This is a genomic window from Vibrio cyclitrophicus (assembly GCA_023206055.1).
GTDB classification, from domain to species: domain Bacteria; phylum Pseudomonadota; class Gammaproteobacteria; order Enterobacterales; family Vibrionaceae; genus Vibrio; species Vibrio cyclitrophicus_A.
This window is the reverse complement of the sequence record CP065366.1, coordinates 711,678-731,982: the sequence shown is the minus strand read 5'-3', so window position 1 is coordinate 731,982 and position 20,305 is coordinate 711,678. Positions and strand designations below refer to the sequence as shown.

The 20,305-nt window shown below is 44.3% G+C and carries 17 protein-coding genes; 9 read left to right on the top strand and 8 right to left on the bottom strand.

The features are described from left to right. Positions 1–28: 28 nt before the first annotated feature. Complete coding sequence (locus tag ITG09_03225) at positions 29–1,978, bottom strand: transglycosylase SLT domain-containing protein (protein UPR52677.1); 1,950 nt, start codon at positions 1,976–1,978, stop codon at positions 29–31. A 263-nt stretch (positions 1,979–2,241) separates the two neighbouring features. Here ITG09_03225 and ettA point away from each other — a divergent pair, with 263 nt between their 5' ends. The 3 genes from ettA to ITG09_03210 all read left to right on the top strand — a co-directional run bounded on the left by ettA (position 2,242) and on the right by ITG09_03210 (position 5,429). Beyond that, complete coding sequence (gene ettA / locus ITG09_03220) at positions 2,242–3,909, top strand: energy-dependent translational throttle protein EttA (protein ID UPR52676.1); 1,668 nt, start codon at positions 2,242–2,244, stop codon at positions 3,907–3,909. Between the two features lie 90 nt (positions 3,910–3,999). Beyond that, positions 4,000–4,368 carry a PilZ domain-containing protein gene (locus ITG09_03215; GenBank protein UPR52675.1) on the top strand — a complete coding sequence of 123 codons (369 nt, stop codon included), beginning with the start codon at positions 4,000–4,002 and terminating at the stop codon, positions 4,366–4,368. A gap of 50 nt (positions 4,369–4,418) precedes the next feature. Further along, a complete protein-coding gene (locus tag ITG09_03210) occupies positions 4,419–5,429 on the top strand; it encodes a M23 family metallopeptidase (protein UPR52674.1) in 1,011 nt (336 codons plus the stop codon). A 147-nt stretch (positions 5,430–5,576) separates the two neighbouring features. Here the strand turns inward: ITG09_03210 and tyrA are convergent, their stop codons facing one another. The 3 genes from tyrA to nagZ form a co-directional block, all read right to left on the bottom strand. After that, positions 5,577–6,704 (bottom strand): bifunctional chorismate mutase/prephenate dehydrogenase, encoded by a 1,128-nt coding sequence (tyrA, locus tag ITG09_03205; GenBank protein UPR52673.1) that lies wholly within the window; start codon positions 6,702–6,704, stop codon positions 5,577–5,579. Between the two features lie 101 nt (positions 6,705–6,805). Further along, positions 6,806–7,879, bottom strand: coding sequence for a 3-deoxy-7-phosphoheptulonate synthase (locus ITG09_03200; protein ID UPR52672.1), 1,074 nt, complete (start codon positions 7,877–7,879; stop codon positions 6,806–6,808). Positions 7,880–8,125: 246 nt separating this feature from the next. Then, positions 8,126–9,115, bottom strand: a complete 990-nt coding sequence (gene nagZ / locus ITG09_03195; GenBank protein UPR52671.1) for a beta-N-acetylhexosaminidase — start codon at positions 9,113–9,115, stop codon at positions 8,126–8,128. A gap of 121 nt (positions 9,116–9,236) precedes the next feature. Here nagZ and ITG09_03190 point away from each other — a divergent pair, with 121 nt between their 5' ends. Next, on the top strand, positions 9,237–10,352 hold the full coding sequence (locus ITG09_03190; GenBank protein ID UPR52670.1) for an anhydro-N-acetylmuramic acid kinase: 1,116 nt from the start codon (positions 9,237–9,239) through the stop codon (positions 10,350–10,352). Between the two features lie 45 nt (positions 10,353–10,397). After that, positions 10,398–11,318, top strand: coding sequence for an N-acetylmuramic acid 6-phosphate etherase (gene murQ / locus ITG09_03185; GenBank protein UPR52669.1), 921 nt, complete (start codon positions 10,398–10,400; stop codon positions 11,316–11,318). Positions 11,319–11,474: 156 nt separating this feature from the next. On the opposite strand, the gene ITG09_03180 is transcribed toward murQ, so the two are convergent. Then, the gene (locus ITG09_03180) at positions 11,475–11,825 is read right to left on the bottom strand and encodes a DUF2799 domain-containing protein (GenBank protein UPR52668.1); all 351 of its coding nucleotides are present in this window, start codon (positions 11,823–11,825) and stop codon (positions 11,475–11,477) included. 250 nt (positions 11,826–12,075) lie between these two features. On the opposite strand from ITG09_03180, the gene ITG09_03175 reads away from it, so the two are divergent. The 4 genes from ITG09_03175 to yehT all read left to right on the top strand — a co-directional run bounded on the left by ITG09_03175 (position 12,076) and on the right by yehT (position 17,811). Beyond that, positions 12,076–13,569, top strand: a complete 1,494-nt coding sequence (locus ITG09_03175; protein UPR52667.1) for a carbon starvation protein A — start codon at positions 12,076–12,078, stop codon at positions 13,567–13,569. Between the two features lie 212 nt (positions 13,570–13,781). Beyond that, positions 13,782–15,104, top strand: a complete 1,323-nt coding sequence (locus ITG09_03170; protein ID UPR52666.1) for an IS4 family transposase — start codon at positions 13,782–13,784, stop codon at positions 15,102–15,104. 199 nt (positions 15,105–15,303) lie between these two features. Further along, the gene (locus tag ITG09_03165; protein ID UPR52665.1) at positions 15,304–16,974 is read left to right on the top strand and encodes a sensor histidine kinase; all 1,671 of its coding nucleotides are present in this window, start codon (positions 15,304–15,306) and stop codon (positions 16,972–16,974) included. Between the two features lie 105 nt (positions 16,975–17,079). Continuing rightward, on the top strand, positions 17,080–17,811 hold the full coding sequence (yehT, locus tag ITG09_03160; GenBank protein ID UPR52664.1) for a two-component system response regulator BtsR: 732 nt from the start codon (positions 17,080–17,082) through the stop codon (positions 17,809–17,811). A gap of 118 nt (positions 17,812–17,929) precedes the next feature. Here the strand turns inward: yehT and ispH are convergent, their stop codons facing one another. From ispH to lspA, 3 genes are all read right to left on the bottom strand, one after another. After that, positions 17,930–18,886, bottom strand: a complete 957-nt coding sequence (ispH, locus tag ITG09_03155) for a 4-hydroxy-3-methylbut-2-enyl diphosphate reductase (protein UPR53576.1) — start codon at positions 18,884–18,886, stop codon at positions 17,930–17,932. A 155-nt stretch (positions 18,887–19,041) separates the two neighbouring features. Further along, positions 19,042–19,473, bottom strand: a complete 432-nt coding sequence (fkpB, locus tag ITG09_03150; protein ID UPR52663.1) for an FKBP-type peptidyl-prolyl cis-trans isomerase — start codon at positions 19,471–19,473, stop codon at positions 19,042–19,044. A gap of 194 nt (positions 19,474–19,667) precedes the next feature. Further along, positions 19,668–20,168: a signal peptidase II gene (gene lspA / locus ITG09_03145; protein ID UPR52662.1), complete on the bottom strand. Its 501-nt coding sequence runs from the start codon at positions 20,166–20,168 to the stop codon at positions 19,668–19,670. Positions 20,169–20,305 lie beyond the last annotated feature (137 nt).

The following is a 20,305-nucleotide window of genomic DNA, read 5'->3' as shown; positions in this document are numbered from 1 at the left end:
ACTTAGTTTCGGATCAAATGCCGAAGGCTTAGTATTTCGCTTTTGCCTCATAGGGCGCTAAAAACGTCCCTTTCTCACCCAAGATATCTCGATAGTAGGTCTCAAACATCAAGATATTCTGAACGTAACCGCGAGTCTCTTTGAATGGGATCATTTCGATAAATGCAAAGGCATCGAGCTTTTCATCACTGCGTGAACGCCACTGTTTTACTCTGCTAGGCCCTGCGTTATAAGCGGCAAAAGCAAAAATACGGTTGTTGTCATATTGAGCAAGCAAACCATCTAAATAGTGGCTACCAATCTCAATGTTCTTGCCGACATCATAAAGATCATCGCTACCCTGATACTTAATCTTATGTTTGTTCGCCGTGTATTGCGCCGTCTTTGGCATAATTTGCATTATGCCACGAGCGCCAACTGGAGAGCGAGCCTCTGAATCCATCGCACTCTCTTGTCTTGCTAAAGATATCAAGGTGATAGGATCGATATCGTGCTTCTCGGCATAGAAGTTGAACCACCATTTATGAGCAACAGGGAAGCGTAAGGCTATGTTATCCCACATCTTCGCCGAGATGCTCGCTGTTACGGTAAAGTGATTCCATCGTTGTGTCGCAGCATGAGCGGCAAGCATTGATTTCTGATTTTTATCAGCATTGGTTAACAACCAACGCCATTCACTCTTTGCTGCCGCAATTTTATCTCGGTCAATCAACTCGCTAATACGCACCAAAGAGGTATCGAATGGCTTCACTATTTCAGCATTGTATTTAAGTGTCGACGTTGGGTATTGAACCGGCTCATCTAACTGTTTAGCTGCAGCCACACTGTAGAAATTACGCTGACCCAAGATATCTGATAGTCGCTTATTGCCTTTGTCAGTATCGCCCGTCGCGATTTCAGCTCTGCCCTGCCAATATTGCCAACGGAGTGAAGCCTGATGTTTGTCATCCAAGCGCGCTATCCACTCTTTCAGCCCCGTCCAATCGGCATGTTGAATCGCTAAACGAGCGCGTCGTTCCAGCAGAACTTGCTTTGATGAACTCGCGAGCATTTTGTCTCGCCACGCCATCAACTCTTCAGAATCGGTGTTAATCAAACGGAACGTCAAATAATCAGCAAGTTCTTGAGATTTCTCTTTCGAAAATTTCTGAGCTTTGATGACATCATCAAACACCTCTTGTGCACTGCTTGATGACTTCCTTGCCAACTTCTCGAAACCAAACTCGGTTTGAGCTTGATAGAATTCATTCGCAGGGTGTTTCTTAGCAAACGCGAGTACGTTTTCAGGCTTGTTGTACAACGCCTTCATCTGCTTAGCTTGAGCAATTGATTCATCATGATCCAATTGCTTGATCAGATAACTCATCAGCTTGCCGTTACGGCCTTCAAACGCCAATAACATTCTATCTAGGATGAGTTCATCCGTTCTTAAACCAGCTTGATCCCAGCTTTTAAACAGAGGGTCACAGGCATCATCAACACCACTGCCACTCAACCAAAGCTGTTTCGCCCCTTTAAACGCGAGTTCTTGATTACCTTGCTCGTAATGTGCTCGATAATAGATACATTGGTATTTTTCACCAACTGGCTCTTTGGTTTGAAATTCAAGGATCGTTTGCCACTGCTTTTGAGAAGCTAATGAATCCAAATAAGGCGCGCGCATTCGATTAGAAAATGGCAGTGCCTTGTTCTTTTCAATAAAAGCATCGACCTCAGCAGGAGTGCGATCACCTAAACCAATTAGAAAGGCGCGATAATCTGTGTATGGAGTTAAAGGGTATGTTTGAATTTTATTACGTAGCGCCGAGTAAGCTTTTAGATCTCGGTTGTCTAAAACCTCTTGCGCTTTATCATAAACATCACGCTGCATTTCAAGCTCGGAGGCGTTGCTAGCCATAGCCATCGGAGCCAGTGAAAATGAAGACAAAATTGCTGATGCAGCCACAGCAATTTTCGTATTACCAATGCGGAAAAACATTCGCTCTTTCCTTAGTGCGTGTATGAATACGTGAAGTCTATTTACGCCCGACATCACATCAAATGTAAAGAGTTTGAGTGTAAATATTATTAATATTTAACACTTCGCCTCAGAAGCTCATTAAATATAGTTTTAATGACCAATGTGACAATAATAGGTAAGGATTGGTTCAAGAATGGCTTTTCTGACCTAGGAGTAACATCTTTAGGGATATTGGTATAAAATAGCAGACAATTTTGAACAATAATTAGGATCGATCGGCAATGGCTGAATACGTATATACCATGTCTCGGGTGAGCAAAACTGTTCCACCTAAGCGTCAAATTCTTAAAGACATTTCTCTTAGCTTTTTTCCTGGCGCTAAAATCGGTGTTTTGGGTCTAAATGGTTCAGGTAAATCTACCCTACTACGTATCATGGCTGGTATTGATACTGATATTGATGGTGAAGCTCGTGCACAGCAAGGCCTTAAAGTCGGTTACCTACCGCAAGAACCTGTACTAGACGAATCAAAAACGGTTCGTGAAATCGTAGAAGAAGCGGTTTCTGATGTTGCAGATGCACTGAAGCGTATCGATGCGGTTTACGCAGCTTACGCTGAACCAGATGCAGATTTCGATGCTCTTGCTAAAGAGCAAGGCGAGCTTGAAGCACTTATCCAAGCGAAAGACGGCCACAACCTAGAGACAGCTCTAGAGCGTGCTGCTGATGCACTTCGTCTTCCTGAGTGGGATGCGAAAATCGAATTCCTATCAGGTGGTGAACGTCGTCGTGTTGCGATCTGTCGTCTACTTCTAGAGAAGCCAGACATGCTGCTTCTTGATGAACCAACCAACCACTTGGATGCAGAATCAGTGGCTTGGCTTGAGCACTTCCTTGTTGATTACAGCGGTACAGTTGTGGCAATTACCCACGACCGTTACTTCCTAGACAACGCTGCTGGCTGGATTCTAGAACTTGACCGTGGTGAAGGTATCCCATGGGAAGGTAACTACACGTCTTGGCTAGAGCAAAAAGACGAGCGTCTTAAGCAAGAAAAAGCAGGCGAAAGCGCACGTCAAAAGACAATCGAGAAAGAACTTGAATGGGTTCGTCAAAACCCTAAAGGACGTCAGGCTAAATCTAAAGCTCGTATGGCTCGTTTTGAAGAAATGACGACTGGCCAATACCAGAAGCGTAACGAAACCAACGAACTATTCATCCCACCAGGTGAACGTTTAGGTGACAAGGTACTTGAAGTTAAGAACCTAACTAAGTCATTTGGTGATCGTGTTCTTATCGACGACCTATCGTTCAGCATGCCTAAAGGCGCTATCGTTGGTATCGTTGGTGCCAATGGTGCAGGTAAATCAACACTATTCAAGATGCTAAGCGGCGCAGAACAGCCAGACTCTGGCACAGTTGAACTTGGCGAAACCGTTAAGCTTGCTTCTGTTGATCAGTTCCGTGACAGCATGGATGACACCAAAACAGTATTCCAAGAGATCTCTGAAGGCGCTGATATCATTAAGATCAACAACTTCGAAATCCCTGCTCGTGCATACTGCTCTCGCTTCAACTTCAAAGGCAACGACCAACAGAAAATCATCGGTCAGCTTTCTGGTGGTGAACGCAACCGTGTTCACCTAGCTAAACTGCTAAAAGCGGGCGGTAACGTATTGTTACTCGATGAACCGACCAATGACCTTGACGTTGAAACTCTACGTGCACTTGAAGAAGCACTGCTTGAGTTCCCTGGCTGTGCGATGGTTATCTCGCATGACCGTTGGTTCCTTGACCGTATTGCGACCCATATCTTAGACTACCGTGATGAAGGTCAAGTTAACTTCTACGAAGGTAACTATACTGAGTACACTGAGTGGCTGAAGAAAACTCTGGGCGCACAGGCAGCAGAACCGCACCGTATCAAGTACAAGCGTATCGCTAAGTAAATTCGCTTGCATTTTGAACAAAGGCCGCAATAATAGCGGCCTTTGATATATCTGGCTTACACGTTACGCATCGATATAGAGAGATAAATTATGATTGAAAGACGTCAATTTTCACGAGTTGTTTATCAAGTACCAACTGAATTATCACAAGGACCAGTAAATGTGTCCGGCTCGGTACAAGACTTATCTCTTCATGGTTTACTCATTCAGTGCGATGGATTTCAGCAACTCAGCCATGATATTCCTGTTCAAGTCAGCTTTACGCTCGCAAACAGCGATATCAACATTCAGTTAGAAGCAACGATAGTCTCTACCATCAATACCTCAATGCGTTTACGCATAGAGCATTTAGATATTGATAGTATCAGCCACCTTAAGCGTCTTATAGAACTTAACGTTGGCGACGATGAACTGCTTTATAGAGAGATTGAGCACCTTACCGATTTAGGTGACGAATAATATCTCCATGACCCTTTTTTCTATTAGAAGCATTTACTTAATACAGAACCATGTCTAAAAAAATTGCCATTACGATTCCCTCAAGCCAAGGGGAACAAACATTTTACTTCGGCCGAAAAGCCGTGCTCTTATGCACCACTGCTCTTTTCTCTGTTCCAGCCTTGATCGGCGGAGCAACCTACATGCACTTTGAAAGTCAGCAAGAGCTGGCATCACAAGCTGGTGATGCACAGCAGTTGATCGAAACGCTGATTGTTGAAAAAGAGCAAACTGAGTTTCTTTACGCTGAACAGGTAGAAACAAACCACTCGCTGTCACAAACATTGACTGAGAAAGAAGGCGCGATTCAATTACTTGGTAAGCGTGTTTTCGATGTTGAATCCGTGCTTGGCCTTGCAGATGAAGAACTGCTTACAGACGATGTCTCTTTAGAAGATCGCATTGATGCTGCTGCAGTCGATTCAGCAGTAAGAGCGACAATGTTCCGTTTGATTCCAAACGACAGCCCAATGACTTATCAACGAATCTCTTCGTCTTATGGTCGTCGCACTAACCCTATTTCAGGTAAACGCCATAACCATACCGGTATCGATTTAACGTGTAAGCGAGGTGAAGAGATCCTAGCACCTGCAGATGGTGTTATTGAAACCGTTCGTCCGAGTAACAAAGGTTTTGGTAACTTCCTAACCATGCGTCACTCATTCGGCTTCATGAGTTCTTACGCGCACCTACAAAAATTCAAAGTACGCAGCGGTCAATTCGTCAGTAAAGGCGACGTTATTGCGAATTGTGGTAACTCAGGTAACTCAACCGGGCCACACCTGCATTATGAAGTACGCTTCCTTGGTCGATCACTAAATCCTCAGTACTTGATGGATTGGACACCGGAAAACTTCAACTACGTGTTCGAGAAAGAGAAAAAGGTTAAGTGGGGCCCTCTGGTTCAACTGATTGATAATGTGGTTCGCTTGCAGATCAACCTAACTAACGTGCCTTATATCAGTTCAACCATCGACACGGTATCGAGTGAAGAGAGCAAAAAGCCCATCACGACTAACTAGTTATTAATCATTAGTTATTAGGACCAATTGGTTTGGCCTATGATGATCTAAATGCTTTTAGACTACTGTAGGCCAAATGCTTTCATAGCGTTAAGCACAAACAAAAAGAGCGACCATCGGTCGCTCTTTTTATGATTTCAAATCGCATTAACCACGATGAATCGAGTCATGTGCTTGTTTTAAAAGGTTTTGGCTCTCTTGCAAAAACTGCTGCGAGTAATCACCAAACCAATCACTGACTTGATTAAAGCTATCAACAAACTTGGCTTTATCTTTCCCATCCAAGATTTCTAATGCTTCACCGAAACGACTATGGAAACGTCTAATCATCTCAATGTTCTCATCCGAAGAAAGAATGATATCACCGTACAAGTTCGGGTCTTGAGCAAATAGACGACCAACCATCGCAATCTCAAGTCGGTAGATTGGCGAGCTTAGCTTAAGAAGCTGGTCAATGTTTGGATTCTCTTTACTTAGGTGCAAACCGTAAGCAAACGAGGTGAAGTGGCGCAGTGCTTGAATCAAAGTCATACCGTGGTCGTGCTCAGCAGCATCCATCTGACATAGGCTCGCACCCCAGATACCAAATTGATTCAGTAGCCATTGGTAGTTTTCAGAACCACGTCCATCACTGTAAACAATCACTTGTTTCGCTAGGCTTGGTACATCAGGGCCAAACATTGGGTGTAAACCAACTACCGGGCCTTGGTGCATGTTCATCATTGCTTGTAGCGGTTTTGACTTAATCGATGTTAAATCACAAAGAATACAATCGCTTGGTAGGTTACCTAGCTTCGCAATCACACCTTCTGTTAGGTGAATTGGAACAGTAACAACCACAAGCCCTGCGTTATCTAAGAGCTCATCGGCTCTATCCCAATCTTGGCTGCCAAGGATTTTCACTTCGTAACCAGAAAGCTTAAACATACGGCCGAACAGACCGCCAAGTTGACCATTACCACCAACGATAACCACTGAACGTAACTCTGGGTTAAGACACTTAAAACCAGAATCTTTTTCACTGGCATAAGACTCACGCATAGTACGACGCAAAATATCTTCGATTAGCTGTGGTGGAACCCCTATCTTTTCGGCTTCTTGACGACGAGATGCCAACATTGCCGCTTCGCGCTCCGGCACATAAATAGGTAAACCATGTTCACTTTTTACTTCACCGACTTTCTCTACTAGAGCCAATCGCTGAGCAAGTAAATCCAGCATTTGTTTATCGACAGCATCGATTTGGTCGCGTAATTCGTTCAGTTCAACGGCCATTTTATTCCTTACTAATCTATAAGCCCGTACTAACGCTGATTTCGCTAGTAACAGATCTTAAAATGCCCCATTAAATGAGGCACTTAAATTTAAAACTCTGACTAACCTTTCAAGCGGTTCTCTAAGAACGGGACTAATTCCGTATGTGCATGTTTCAATAGTGCCTCAGTTGACTCCCAATTGATACACGCGTCGGTAATAGATACGCCGTATTTCATCTCATTGAGAGGTATATCAGAAGATTGGTTTCCTTCGTTAATATGGCTTTCAATCATAAGGCCGATAATCGACTTGTTGCCTTCACGAATTTGGTGAATCACATCTTCTGCAACTAGAGGTTGGCGGCGGAAATCTTTGCGAGAGTTCGCGTGGCTACAGTCAACCATCAGTGCCGCTTCTAGGCCTGACTTGCCAAGCTCTTGTTCACATTCGTGTACTGATACTGAATCGTAGTTCGTTTGCTTACCGCCACGTAAAATAACGTGACCATTTGGGTTACCTTGAGTCGTAAGTAACGCAACTTGACCTTCGCGGCTAATACCCATGAAGCGGTGGCTAGAAGAAGCAGCCTGCATCGCATTAATAGCTGTGCCTAGGTTGCCATCGGTACCGTTTTTGAAGCCGATTGGCATTGAAAGGCCACTTGCCATCTCACGGTGAGTTTGCGACTCAGTCGTACGAGCGCCGATTGCTGCCCAGCTGAAGGTGTCAGCCAGGTATTGTGGGCTGATTGGGTCTAGTGCTTCTGTTGCGAGTGGAATTTCCATCTCAGCAAGTTCAACCAATAGCTCACGACCAACATGCAGACCATGCTCAATATCGAACGTACCATCTAGATGAGGGTCATTAATCAAACCTTTCCAACCAACAGTAGTACGAGGCTTTTCAAAGTAAACACGCATTACAATATACAGTTGATCGCTCAGTTCTTCAGAAAGTGCTTTTAGACGTTTCGCGTACTCTTTAGCAGCTTCAATATCATGGATAGAGCATGGGCCACATACAACAAGCATGCGATGATCTTTCTTATGAATGATGTTTGCGATAGTTTGACGAGACTCTTGAATGAAACGACGAGCATTATCACTCAAAGGCAGTTTTGCTTTTAACTCCTCAGGAGTAATCAGTACCTGTTCGTCGATGATATTGACATTGCTTAATTCACTTTTCTGCATAACTCAACCTGTATATTTATTTTTACACCCAACATTTCCATTTGGGCTAACAATCTTTAAAAACACAATAACAGCTACAAAAACGATTGCAAGTGTAAACATTGAAAAACATTTACTGTAAATCTTAATTTACACTGTCACTTTAGCTCGCCCTGGGTATCAAATAGATCTAAACCTCATTCTACACATACAAAAAAGGCGATATTTGTCATATCGCCCTATCTAAAATTATTATGTGTTTATTTATCACTCATTGCTTAGCATTCGCTTAATTTGCTCTGAAGCCTCTTTCCATAGGCTGTCTGAGTGAATAGTCGATAAATCAAAGCTGTGTTTTTTAAGCAATGAGTTGGCTAAAGGAACCTCTTGGGTAGCTAAGTGATCGAGAGCCTCTATTTGTGCATCTCGTTTATTACACATTAACACCATGTCGCACCCTGCATTCAAAGCAGCCTTTGCTCTGTCGGCAGGACCGCCCATAATCGCAGCGCCTTCCATGGTTAAATCGTCAGAGAACACCAAGCCTTTAAACCCAAGTTGCTGTCTTAATACTTTCTGCAACCAATACTGAGAGCCGCTTGCTGGCTGATCATCATAATGAGAGAAAACCACGTGTGCTGGCATCATCGCATCCAAAATTCCCGCTTCAATTTGCGCCTTGAAGATCGCCATGTCGGTTTCAAAGATGTCGTCTCTTGGGTCATAAGGTGTTTCAAGGTGTGAATCAGCAATCACACCGCCATGTCCGGGAAAGTGCTTTCCAGTTGTCGCCATGCCAACCGATTTCATGCCCTTAATAAAAGCACTGCTGTGGCGAACGATGGTATCAATATTTTCACCAAACGCTCGGCTACCAATCGCTTTACAGTCGTGGCCTTTGTCTAAAACAGGCGCAAAGCTCAGATCGATATCATGAGCAATCAACTCTGCCGCCATCAACCAACCCGCTTGTTCTGCTAATTGTTCGCCATTATTCTTGGTCGCAAATTCCTGAGCTGCCGGGATAATTGAAAAACCGTCGCGAAAACGCTGAACTCGACCACCTTCTTGGTCGACACCGATTAAAATAGGACGTTTTGCAACTTTGCGGATCTCTTTGTTTAACGCCGATAACTGCTTGCTATCGTGGTAGTTTCGAGCAAATAAGATGAGACCACCAACGGTTGGGTGCTCTAAAATTTCTCTGTCTTCAGCTGTCAGTTCGTAGCCTGCAACATCAACCCATAACGGTCCCATATTTATTCCTTATTAAACCTAATTTCATAAACTTCCCGAGATTATTCTCTTTAAATTTGCTTTACAATGTTTTTAAAACAATCTGTGGAAGACTTTAAGAATGCAGGGCAAGAGCTTAAGAATGGATCATAAAGAACTGTATATCGGTGTGATGTCGGGAACGAGTATGGACGGAGTTGATACGGCCTTAGTTTCGATAGAAGACACTGGTATCACATTACTCGCTCATGATGAGTTCCCTATGCCAAAGGATATCAAAGCCCGTCTGCTTGAAGTTTGTATTGGTCAGAAAACGGATTTGATTGCCATTGGCGAACTCGACCACCAGCTTGGTCATCTATTTGCTGATGCGGTTCTACAACTTCTCAACAAGTCAGATATGCCTGCATCATCCGTGACTGCGATTGGTAACCATGGCCAAACAGTATTCCACCAGCCAACCGGTGATTCACCATTTACTATGCAGTTGGGTGACGCCAATATCATTGCCGCTAAAACACAGATTCAAACGGTTGCCGATTTCAGGCGTAAAGACATGGCATTAGGCGGACAAGGTGCGCCATTAGTCCCTGCCTTCCACCATACGATTTTCCACCCGCAAGACAGCTCGGTAGTAGTGTTGAATATTGGTGGTATCTCTAATATTTCAGTGCTGCGCCCGAATCAGCCAACGCTTGGTTATGATACTGGCCCGGGCAATATGTTGATGGACGCCTGGGTAGATAAACACACGGGCGAGAAATTTGACCGTGATGCACTGTTCGCGCTCAAAGGCCAACTCAATCAAGCCTTACTCGAACAGCTGTTGAACGAATCTTATCTATCTCAAATACCACCGAAAAGCACCGGCAGAGAGCTGTTTAATCTACCGTGGCTAGAGCAACAATTAACAGAATTTAAAGGCCTTGCAGCAGAAGATGTTCAGCGCACGCTTTGTGAATACACCGCATTAACGATAGCCAATGAAGTGGAGACTTATCGTTTGGGTAACCAAGCTGCAGTGTATGTGTGTGGCGGTGGTACGAGAAATCCATTGCTGATGAAGAGACTGTCTGAACTGCTTCCTAGCTGGGAGGTTGAGTCGACGACCAGTAAAGGCGTTGACGCCGATTACATGGAAGCCATGGCCTTTGCGTGGCTTGCTCAACGTCATGTTCATCAACTGCCAAGCAATTTACCGGAAGTGACTGGCGCGAGCAGAGCTGCCTCTCTAGGCGTTCTCTATCGTGCTGACTAAACAACTTTAGAACCATCATTTTAGAATCACCATTTAAGGATCATTATGAGTAACGACGCTCTCATATCAGCGCTCTCGCACCTCGTTTCGGAGGGGAGAAACCCTGACACTATGGATATTGATCTACTCACCTCTCTCGAAGTGGTTGAAAAGATTAACCAACAAGACAAACAAGTCCCACTGGCGATCGAAGCCGAATTACCACAGATCGCGAAAGCGGTTGATAAGATCGCTCACGCCTTTCAAAACGGTGGCCGACTGATCTATATGGGCGCTGGCACAAGTGGCCGACTAGGTGTTTTAGATGCCTCAGAGTGCCCTCCGACTTTCGGTGTTTCAGACAAAATGGTTATCGGCTTAATTGCTGGCGGACCAGAAGCGATTTTAAAAGCCAAAGAGGGAGCGGAAGATTCGCTGACTCTCGGTATTGAAGACCTAAAAGCGATTCAATTTACAGAAAATGATGTCGTGGTAGGCATTGCAGCCAGTGGCCGTACACCTTACGTCATTGGTGCACTCAACTATGCCAATCAACTTGGCGCAGTGACGGTTGCGCTGTCTTGTAATCCTGGCTCTCCAATTGCCGAAATTGCTCAAATCGCGATAAGCCCAGTGGTTGGCCCTGAAGCCTTAACGGGATCAACACGACTCAAGTCAGGTACGGCACAAAAACTGGTACTTAATATGCTAACGACTGCCAGCATGATTCGTATCGGTAAAAGCTATCAAAACCTGATGGTCGACGTAAAAGCGACCAATGAAAAGTTGGTTGCCCGTGCTGCTCGTATCGTTATCCAAGCAACAGAATGCGATAAAGCACTGGCAGTATCGACGCTGAAAACCACCGATTACGATGTGAAGTTATCTATTTTGATGATTCTAACAGGGCTAGATTTAGAATCGGCCAAGGCTCAGCTTGATCAACAAGACGGCTTCCTAAGAAAAGCGGTAGAGAATAATCAATAAACCGACAGGTAGGCTCTCATATTGATTAAGCGTTCTTGATTCGACGTTATACAAAAAAAACCAGTACACACGAGGTACTGGTTTTTTATTTAGCTAGATGCTTTTTAGCTAACGAGTTTTTTATTTAACGAAATCAATAATTAACCGCAGACCGGATTAATAGTCGTTTGAGAACTCATCCCAGCCGCGTTGCCATTCCATACGGAAACGTTGAGCGTCTTCCGTACCAGAACACACGCCTTCATACACCTGACCAGACAAACCAATCTGATAAGCATGGTTCGGATTACAATATTCAGTCACACCTAGGTGGTAACCTTCTGTGTAACTCGCTTGATCAACAGCACCAAGCGCAGTCATATCTGAATACGAACGCTGAGTGTGGCCTTTGATGCCATCACGGTAGCCGATCTCTTGCCAATTGCCTTCAGCGGCTAAATCTTGAACATTAGCGCTGCATCCTGCAAGGCTAAATGCCACAGTGAATAGTGCGATTATTTTTTTCATTTCAATCCTTTATTTTTACAGAGCCACTTCCTGACGAAGCATTGCTTTGTTTGTGATTCTCCGCTGAACACCAGTCGATGTCCACTCATTGTCTAATCTTCGCCACTTTCGTCCAATAACAAACCATTCAATCAGTCATAGCACCACTAAATTTGCTATTCGACCACTCACTCAGGAAGCGGAAGTTTCTTCTCTTCGACTTATTTAATATACACCCTGACTTAATTAATACATTCAGGGATAACAAATTATGATGTGGTTTCTTACCTGTGTTGCAGCACTCATTGGTGGCTACTTTATTTACGGTGCCTTTATCGAGAAAATTTTCGGTATCAATGAAAAGCGTCAAACACCTGCTCATACCAAGCAAGACGGCGTGGACTACGTTCCAATGTCGACCCCAAAGGTTTACCTAGTTCAGCTGCTTAACATTGCAGGTGTCGGTCCAATCTTCGGCCCTATCATGGGTGCCCTTTACGGCCCAGCAGCAATGCTTTGGATTGTACTAGGTTGTATCTTCGCAGGAGCAGTACACGACTACTTCTCAGGTATGTTATCTATCCGTAATGGCGGTGCTTCGGTTCCAACCATCACTGGACGTTACCTAGGCAATGGCGCAAAACACTTTATGAACATCTTTGCCATTGTTCTACTGCTTCTTGTTGGTGTGGTATTCGTTTCTGCTCCAGCAGGCATGATCACCAACCTAGTAAACGACCAAACTGATTTTGTAATGTCTACAAGCACTATGGTTGTTATCATCTTTGCTTACTACATCATCGCAACGATTGTCCCTGTCGATAAAATCATTGGCCGCTTCTACCCACTGTTCGGTGCACTGCTTATCTTTATGTCTGTTGGCCTAATCACTGCGATTGGTCTATCTGACGAGCACCAAATTATGGGTGGCTTCGAGATCAAAGACATGTTCACCAACATGAACCCGAATGACCTACCACTTTGGCCAGCTCTATTCATCACTATCGCTTGTGGTGCGATTTCTGGCTTCCACGCAACTCAGTCCCCTTTGATGGCGCGTTGTATGGAAAACGAGAAGAACGGTCGCTTCGTATTCTACGGTGCAATGATTGGTGAAGGCATCATCGCTCTAATCTGGTGTGCACTTGCTCTATCATTCTTCGGTTCAGTTGAGTCTTTGTCTGACGCGATTGCAAACGGCGGCCCAGGTAACGTGGTATACAGCGCTTCATTTGGCCTACTGGGTGTATTTGGCGGTATCCTTGCTTTCCTTGGCGTGGTTATCCTACCTATCACTTCTGGTGACACTGCGTTCCGTTCAAGCCGTCTTATCCTTGCTGAATACTTCAACATGGAACAGAAAACTCTGCGTAACCGCCTACTAATGGCTCTACCATTGTTCGTTCTTGGTGGCATCCTGACTCAAGTAGATTTCGGTATCATCTGGCGCTACTTCGGTTTTGCTAACCAATCAACGGCAGTAATGATGTTATGGACAGCTTCAGCTTACCTACTTCGTCACAACAAACTGCACTGGGTAACAACGGTTCCAGCTATCTTCATGACGTCTGTATGTATCACATTCATCCTGAACAACAGCCAACTAGGTTTTGGTCTACCAATGCAGCTTTCAACCATCATTGGTGTGGTGAGTGCATTCGGTGTTGCGGCTTACGTTATCAAAATTTCGAAAGGCAAAGGCGATATCGACCTAGCTGATGAACAAGAAGAGAAAGAAGCAAAGGGCGTGACTAAAACCGCCTAGTTCTTGAAAGCTCTTTTAAGAAGAGACAAGTCTTCATAGAAAGACAAAAGAACAAGCCAAACACACTTCGCTTGCTCCCGTAATCACTCGGTGATTCGTGGAAAATAAGACTAAAGCCCATCCACCGTGATTAATGCCGATCGTTTAAGAAGACTTGAACGATCCTGCAGTTAGAAGATAATCCTCATCAACAATGTTGATGGGGATTTTTTATGCTTGAACAAGAATTAGCAATGGCACACGAGACCATTGAAGATGCCGACAATTATGAATCTGTCGTCGACGCCATTCAGATTGAGTGGATAGAACAAGCTCTTCTTGAAACCAATAAAGCGAGCATAAGACGACGCCGACTTCCCGCTCAGCAAGCTGTCTGGTTAGTTATTTGGATGGGACTGCAACGCAACATGTCTATCAAAGAGGTATGCAGTTCATTAGACATCGCACTTCAGCCTAAACCTGAAGATAGTTGGTCTCGTGTTGCACCCAGTGTCCTAACTGATTCACGCCGACGTCTAGATGAGAGTCCGTTAGCGGCTCTGTTTCACACAACGGTAAAGGCTTGGCGCGAAGATATCCTTCAACAAGACAAAGACTTAGGGCTTAATGTTCTTGCTGTCGATGGGACAACATTTAGGTGTCAAGATTCCACAGAGAACGCTGAAGAATTTGGGTTCATCTCTAAAAAATTGAAACCTTACCCTCAACTTCGTTTAGTCGCTTTGATGTCAACAGAAACACGAATGATTATGGGGGCAGCTTTTGATGGTTGTCATGTCGGTGAAACGACCCTAGCCAAGCGCCTATTCAATGATATCCCCGCACACTCATTGACCTTATTTGATCGTTGTTATTTCTCGGCAGACCTTTTGTTGTCGTGGCAAGAGAGTGCGGAAAATGCTCACTGGTTAATGCCTGCAAAACGTAAGCTACGCTATGAAGTGTTGGAGAAATATGCTGAGAACGATATGCTCATTTCAATGCCTATCTCTCCTCAAGCTCAACGGCAGAACCCAAATTTACCCGCACGTTGGGAGGCCAGATTAGTCTTATATCAAGAGCCAAAAGGTGAGATAAAAGGTTTTATTACTTCACTTACAGACCCTAGTAAATACTCGCTAGAAAGCTTGCTGCGTATTTATTGGCAACGCTGGGAGATTGAAGAGGGTTATGGTGAAATAAAACAGACTCAACTGCAAAGCCACGTCACTTTACGAAGTCGTTTTTCTGCCGGTGTGAAGCAAGAGCTTTGGGGCGTATTACTCGCCTATAACTTAGTGCGATTAGAGATGGTTAAGATAGCTTCAGAAGCCGGGGTTCGAGCAACTAGGGTAAGCTTTACTGCTGCAATTAACCTTATAGATGCTCAGTTACGTTGGTTAGCTTTAAGTCCAGACGGAACCCTACCAGTCAAACTTAAAAGGATGAGAGAAAGTCTGAGTCACTTCATTCTTCCAGATAAAAGAAAGGACCGAACGTTTCCACGTTCAGTCCTCTTTGTTCCAGCCAAATATCCGTTTAGGTTCAAGCAGTAATGCTTATCCGAACGGCATTAATCCACCGTGATGGGCTTTACTGTATCTCAACCTAGTTACATCAACATTCGTACATCAATTTTGATACTCCAGCTTTCTGAAGCAATAACCAAGCAATATAACCAACGAAAACGCAAGCAAAGCTACCGTTACCACGCAATGAGCTTTACACTTAACACGCGTCTCAATAGGTGAAAATATGGAACTCATTCTCTCTCTGCTGCAACAAACCTGTGTCTACTTAGTGATTGCTTACATGCTCAGTAAGACTCCACTGATTCTCCCTTTGTTGAGCATCTCTTCGCGCTTAAGTCATAAAATAAGCTGCTACGTTCTGTTTTCCCTGTTCTGTATTATGGGCACCTATTTTGGATTGCAGATCAATGATGCCATTGCTAACACACGTGCGATGGGAGCGGTCATGGGTGGCCTGTTTGGTGGTCCGGTTGTCGGCTTTGCGGTCGGTTTTACTGGCGGTATCCATCGTTACTCATTAGGTGGATTCACCGATCTAGCTTGTGCTATCTCCACTACGGCAGAAGGCTTGATTGGCGGCCTATTACACGTTTACTTAGTGAGAAAAAACAAAGCCAGCCAGTTGTTTAATCCGATGGTGGTTTTCTCGATAACCCTGTTTGCAGAGATTATTCAGATGCTGATTCTGCTTGCTGTCGCGAAACCATTTGAGCAATCCTATGCTCTGGTTTCCGATATTGCGGCGCCAATGATCATTGCTAACTCAGTCGGTGCTGCGCTGTTCATGAGCATCATCCAAGACAGGAAAACCATCTTCGAAAAATACTCAGCTACCTTCTCACGCCGCGCATTAACCATCGCCGAACGTTCGGTAGGTATTTTGCATGGCGGGTTCAATTCCGATAATGCACAAAAAATCGTGCGTATCGTTTACGAAGAAACCAATGTTGGGGCGGTAGCGATTACCGACCGAGAAAAAATCCTCGCGTTCGTTGGCATTGGTGATGAACACCATATTCCAAATACTCCGATTTCATCACAAAGCACGCTCACTTCGATGGAACAGAACGACATAATCTACCTTGATGGCAAAGAGAACCCGTACCAATGCTCCTTGTCGCAGGATTGTAAATTGGGCTCGGCTCTGATTATTCCACTCCGCGCGGGTAACGAAGTGGTCGGTACCATCAAACTCTATGAGCCAAAATTGAAACTATTCTCGACCATCAACATGTCGATGGGTGAAGGTATCGCTCAGCTATTATCGAGCCAGATCCTATTTAGCAACTATCAGCAACAGCAAACGCTGCTCACCCAAGCAGAAATCAAACTGCTGCACGCTCAAGTGAATCCGCACTTCTTGTTCAATGCGCTCAACACCATCAGCGCAGTAACTCGTCGTGACCCAGATAAAGCTCGAGAATTGATTCAGCACCTGTCTCACTTCTTTAGAAGCAACCTAAAGCAGAACATCAACACCGTGAAGCTCAAAGACGAACTGGCACACGTCAACGCTTACCTGACTATAGAGAAAGCACGCTTTACTGATCGACTAGAAGTGGAATGGGATATCGACCCGCAGTTATATGAATCTCAATTGCCGAGCTTTACCCTGCAACCGCTGGTAGAAAACGCCATCAAGCATGGGATATCTAATATGTTGGAAGGTGGTAAGGTGAAGATTTCTAGCGAGGCTTTCGAGGGTGGATTCAAGTTAACCGTTGAAGACAACGCAGGTAATTATCAGAAGCCTTCTCAAGATCATGTTGGATTAGGCATGGAAATTGTTGATAAACGACTCACTAATTTCTTTGGACAAGATTCAGCACTAAAAATAGAATCTCAACCACAGCAATTTACTCGAATGAGCTTTATCATACCGATACTAAAATAATGTTTTTTTCGAAGACGAATAGCTCCAACTCGAAAAATTTAGAAGCAGACATTTAAAAGAAAAGCGCGAATCAAGCAGGGATAGAATCAAGATGAAGATTGTAGGATGTTAAAGGCATTAGTTGTCGATGATGAGCTTTTTGCTCGCGAAGAGCTGATTGAGCTGCTGACCGAAACCGGAGAAGTGGAAATCATTGGCCAAGCGAGTAACGCAATTGAAGGGCTAAAACAAATCAACCTACTCAAGCCTGATGTGGTGTATTTGGATATCCAAATGCCGCAGGTTACCGGGATTGAACTGTTAAGCATGCTTGATCCAGACACCATGCCTTACGTGGTATTCGTCACTGCCTACGACCAATATGCGATTCAAGCATTTGAAGACAATGCTTTTGATTACCTACTCAAGCCAGTTGAACCTTGTCGATTAAACAAGAGCGTTTGTCGCCTGAATAAGGTCATCAAACAAAATCAGAAAGCACCAGAACAGAACATCTCAGCGATTGCTCCCTGTCACTTAGAGCAAATCCCGTGTATTGGTCATAACCGCATTGTGATCATGGCGAGCCAAACGGTCGAATGTGCTTATTCAGATATCAGTGGTGTGCATGTTCGTAGCTCATCGCAAACCGCGACCTCACAGTTAACGCTGAAGATCTTGGAAGAAAAAACCGATCTGATCCGCTGTCATCGACAATATTTGATCAACATAAAATCGATCCAAGAGATCAAACTGCTAGAGAATGGATTAGCGGAGATCATTACCCTGACAGGCTTTGAAGTGCCTGTCAGTCGTCGTTACTTAAAGACTTTAAAAGAGCAACTCGGCCTTCAGTAAACATATTTTAGGACGGGACATAAAGCGCGATCAAAAAAGCCAACGTATCAACGTTGGCTTTCTACTGTTTACAAATCGATAGTGTTTACGAATCGATCTTGTCATGAATAACTAGAGATCAGTCGACTTGCTTAATCTGCAGCTCTTTCGGTACTTCGAAGAACATGTTCTCTTCACGACCTTGAATCTCTTCAACTTCGGTTGCACCTAGCTCACGAATACGATCTAAGATTTGGTTTACTAGCTCTTCAGGAGCAGAAGCACCGGCTGTTACACCGATTTTCTTTTTACCTTCAACCCACTCTGTTTGAATGTCTTCAGGACAGTCTGTTAGGTAGCCTGGCGTGCCTAGCTTCTCAGCCAGCTCTTTTAGACGAGTCGAGTTAGATGAGTTCTTAGAACCAACAACAATCACTACATCAACGTCATTCGCCATCTCACGCACTGCGTCTTGACGGTTTTGAGTTGCGTAACAGATGTCGTCTTTGCGTGGGCCTTGAATCTCAGGGAACACTCGACGTAGCTCTTCAATCACATCAGCTGTTTCATCAACTGATAGAGTAGTTTGGCTAACGTAGTGCAGGTTACTCGGATCATTCACCACTAGGTTTTGCACGTCCTCAGGTCTTTCAACCAAGTACATACCACCAGTTTGGCTAGCGTACTGACCCATAGTGCCTTCCACTTCAGGGTGACCTGCGTGACCAATCAGTACCACTTCCATATGTTTGCGGCTCGCACGAGCAACTTCCATATGTACTTTGGTTACCAATGGGCATGTCGCATCAAATACCGTTAGTTCACGCTCTTTCGCTTCTTTACGAACCGCTTGAGAGACACCGTGAGCAGAGAAGATCACAATGTTGTCGTCTGGCACTTCACTCAGTTCTTCGACAAAAATAGCACCACGCTGCTTGAGCCCCTCAACAACAAAGCGGTTGTGTACCACTTCATGGCGAACATAGATCGGTGGCTGATACATTTCCAGTGCGCGTTCTACGATGCTGATCGCACGGTCGACACCGGCACAAAAGCCACGAGGGTTAGCTAACATTATTTTCATTTCATTGCTCATCATTTACCGCGGTACTAAGGTTGTTTCTATAGAGTTCGCCGTCAGCGAGGTTCGCATTCTACAGTGAAGCGCCTAGACAGTGAAGCTCTGGGTGACATCACAGCTGTAAGGCGATGTTATTCTACTGTTAATATAGTGATTAACAGCTAAGATAGTTATTCCACCGCTAAGATATTGACGTCAAACGTAACGTCTTGGCCTGCTAACGGGTGATTAAAATCAACCGTCACTGAATCACCCGCGATCTCAGTAATAATACCTGGAATTTCCATACCGTCAGGACCAGAGAAAGCCATGATAGTACCCACTTCAACTTCAGAATCGCCAACAAACTTAGCACGATCCATATAGTGAATATGATCAGGGTTTGGCATACCAAACGCATCTTGTGCTTTCAGTTCAATAGACTTTTCTGTACCCGCTTCAAGCCCAAGCAAACACGCTTCGAAGTTTTCGCTTAGACTACCATCACCCATAACAAACTTAGCGGGTTTACCCATATTTTCGGTACTATCGGCAACTGAACCATCCTTCATTTTAATCGTAAAATGTAGGGTTACTGCCGAATCATTTTTAATTGCTGCCACGTTACTTTCCTTAGATTTCTTTATTATTTGAGAACGCAATTTACTTCGATCTCATATTACTTGCAGCATAAAAAAAAGCGCCGTCGGAATCAACCGACAGCGCTTAGGGCTATTCTATTCTGTGAGTCATAGACTGACTTTAGGGCAATCTATTTCAAAGCGATTTGCTTAATACTCATTAATGCTTGAGTCGCTTATTTGCTTTCATCTTTCTTGCGGAAGCCATCCAAGATGATCATCGCAGCACCGATACAGATTCCCATATCAGCCAAGTTGAATGCAGGCCAATGGTAAGTACCCCAGTAGAAATCTAAGTAATCTACAACAAAGCCGTGTACTACACGGTCAAATACATTACCTACTGCACCACCAATGATGATCGCATAAGCGATGTTGTTCCACTTTTCTGTCGCTGGTAGTTTGCTCATCCAGTATGTCAGCATCCCCGTTACCGCAAATGCGATACCCGTAAACAACCAACGCTGCCAGCCGCTCTGATCGCTCAGAAAGCTAAATGCCGCACCATAGTTATGAACATACAAAAAGTTAAAGAATGGCAACACCTCAATACGGTTTGCCCAGCCATAACCCATGTTGTCCATGACAAAGAGTTTGATGCCGATATCAGCAAGGAACACCAGCAAAGCCAGCCATAACCAACGAACACCAGATTGTTTTAACGAAACTTCACTCATTTCTATTCCTAGTATCTACTCACTCAAATCATCTCATTATCCACTATCAAAAATGAATACGAGAAGTCAGCTTGGTTAAACACATTTCCTATAATTAAAAATAACCCCAGTTGATACTGGGGCTATGATTTTTACAA

Coding starts and splice junctions, on each gene's coding strand:
- ITG09_03225 (UPR52677.1), bottom strand. CDS start 1,978: ATGTTTTTCCGCATTGGTAATACGAAAATTGCTGTGGCTGCATCAGCA.
- ettA (UPR52676.1), top strand. CDS start 2,242: ATGGCTGAATACGTATATACCATGTCTCGGGTGAGCAAAACTGTTCCA.
- ITG09_03215 (UPR52675.1), top strand. CDS start 4,000: ATGATTGAAAGACGTCAATTTTCACGAGTTGTTTATCAAGTACCAACT.
- ITG09_03210 (UPR52674.1), top strand. CDS start 4,419: ATGTCTAAAAAAATTGCCATTACGATTCCCTCAAGCCAAGGGGAACAA.
- tyrA (UPR52673.1), bottom strand. CDS start 6,704: ATGGCCGTTGAACTGAACGAATTACGCGACCAAATCGATGCTGTCGAT.
- ITG09_03200 (UPR52672.1), bottom strand. CDS start 7,879: ATGCAGAAAAGTGAATTAAGCAATGTCAATATCATCGACGAACAGGTA.
- nagZ (UPR52671.1), bottom strand. CDS start 9,115: ATGGGACCGTTATGGGTTGATGTTGCAGGCTACGAACTGACAGCTGAA.
- ITG09_03190 (UPR52670.1), top strand. CDS start 9,237: ATGGATCATAAAGAACTGTATATCGGTGTGATGTCGGGAACGAGTATG.
- murQ (UPR52669.1), top strand. CDS start 10,398: ATGAGTAACGACGCTCTCATATCAGCGCTCTCGCACCTCGTTTCGGAG.
- ITG09_03180 (UPR52668.1), bottom strand. CDS start 11,825: ATGAAAAAAATAATCGCACTATTCACTGTGGCATTTAGCCTTGCAGGA.
- ITG09_03175 (UPR52667.1), top strand. CDS start 12,076: ATGATGTGGTTTCTTACCTGTGTTGCAGCACTCATTGGTGGCTACTTT.
- ITG09_03170 (UPR52666.1), top strand. CDS start 13,782: ATGCTTGAACAAGAATTAGCAATGGCACACGAGACCATTGAAGATGCC.
- ITG09_03165 (UPR52665.1), top strand. CDS start 15,304: ATGGAACTCATTCTCTCTCTGCTGCAACAAACCTGTGTCTACTTAGTG.
- yehT (UPR52664.1), top strand. CDS start 17,080: ATGTTAAAGGCATTAGTTGTCGATGATGAGCTTTTTGCTCGCGAAGAG.
- ispH (UPR53576.1), bottom strand. CDS start 18,886: ATGAGCAATGAAATGAAAATAATGTTAGCTAACCCTCGTGGCTTTTGT.
- lspA (UPR52662.1), bottom strand. CDS start 20,168: ATGAGTGAAGTTTCGTTAAAACAATCTGGTGTTCGTTGGTTATGGCTG.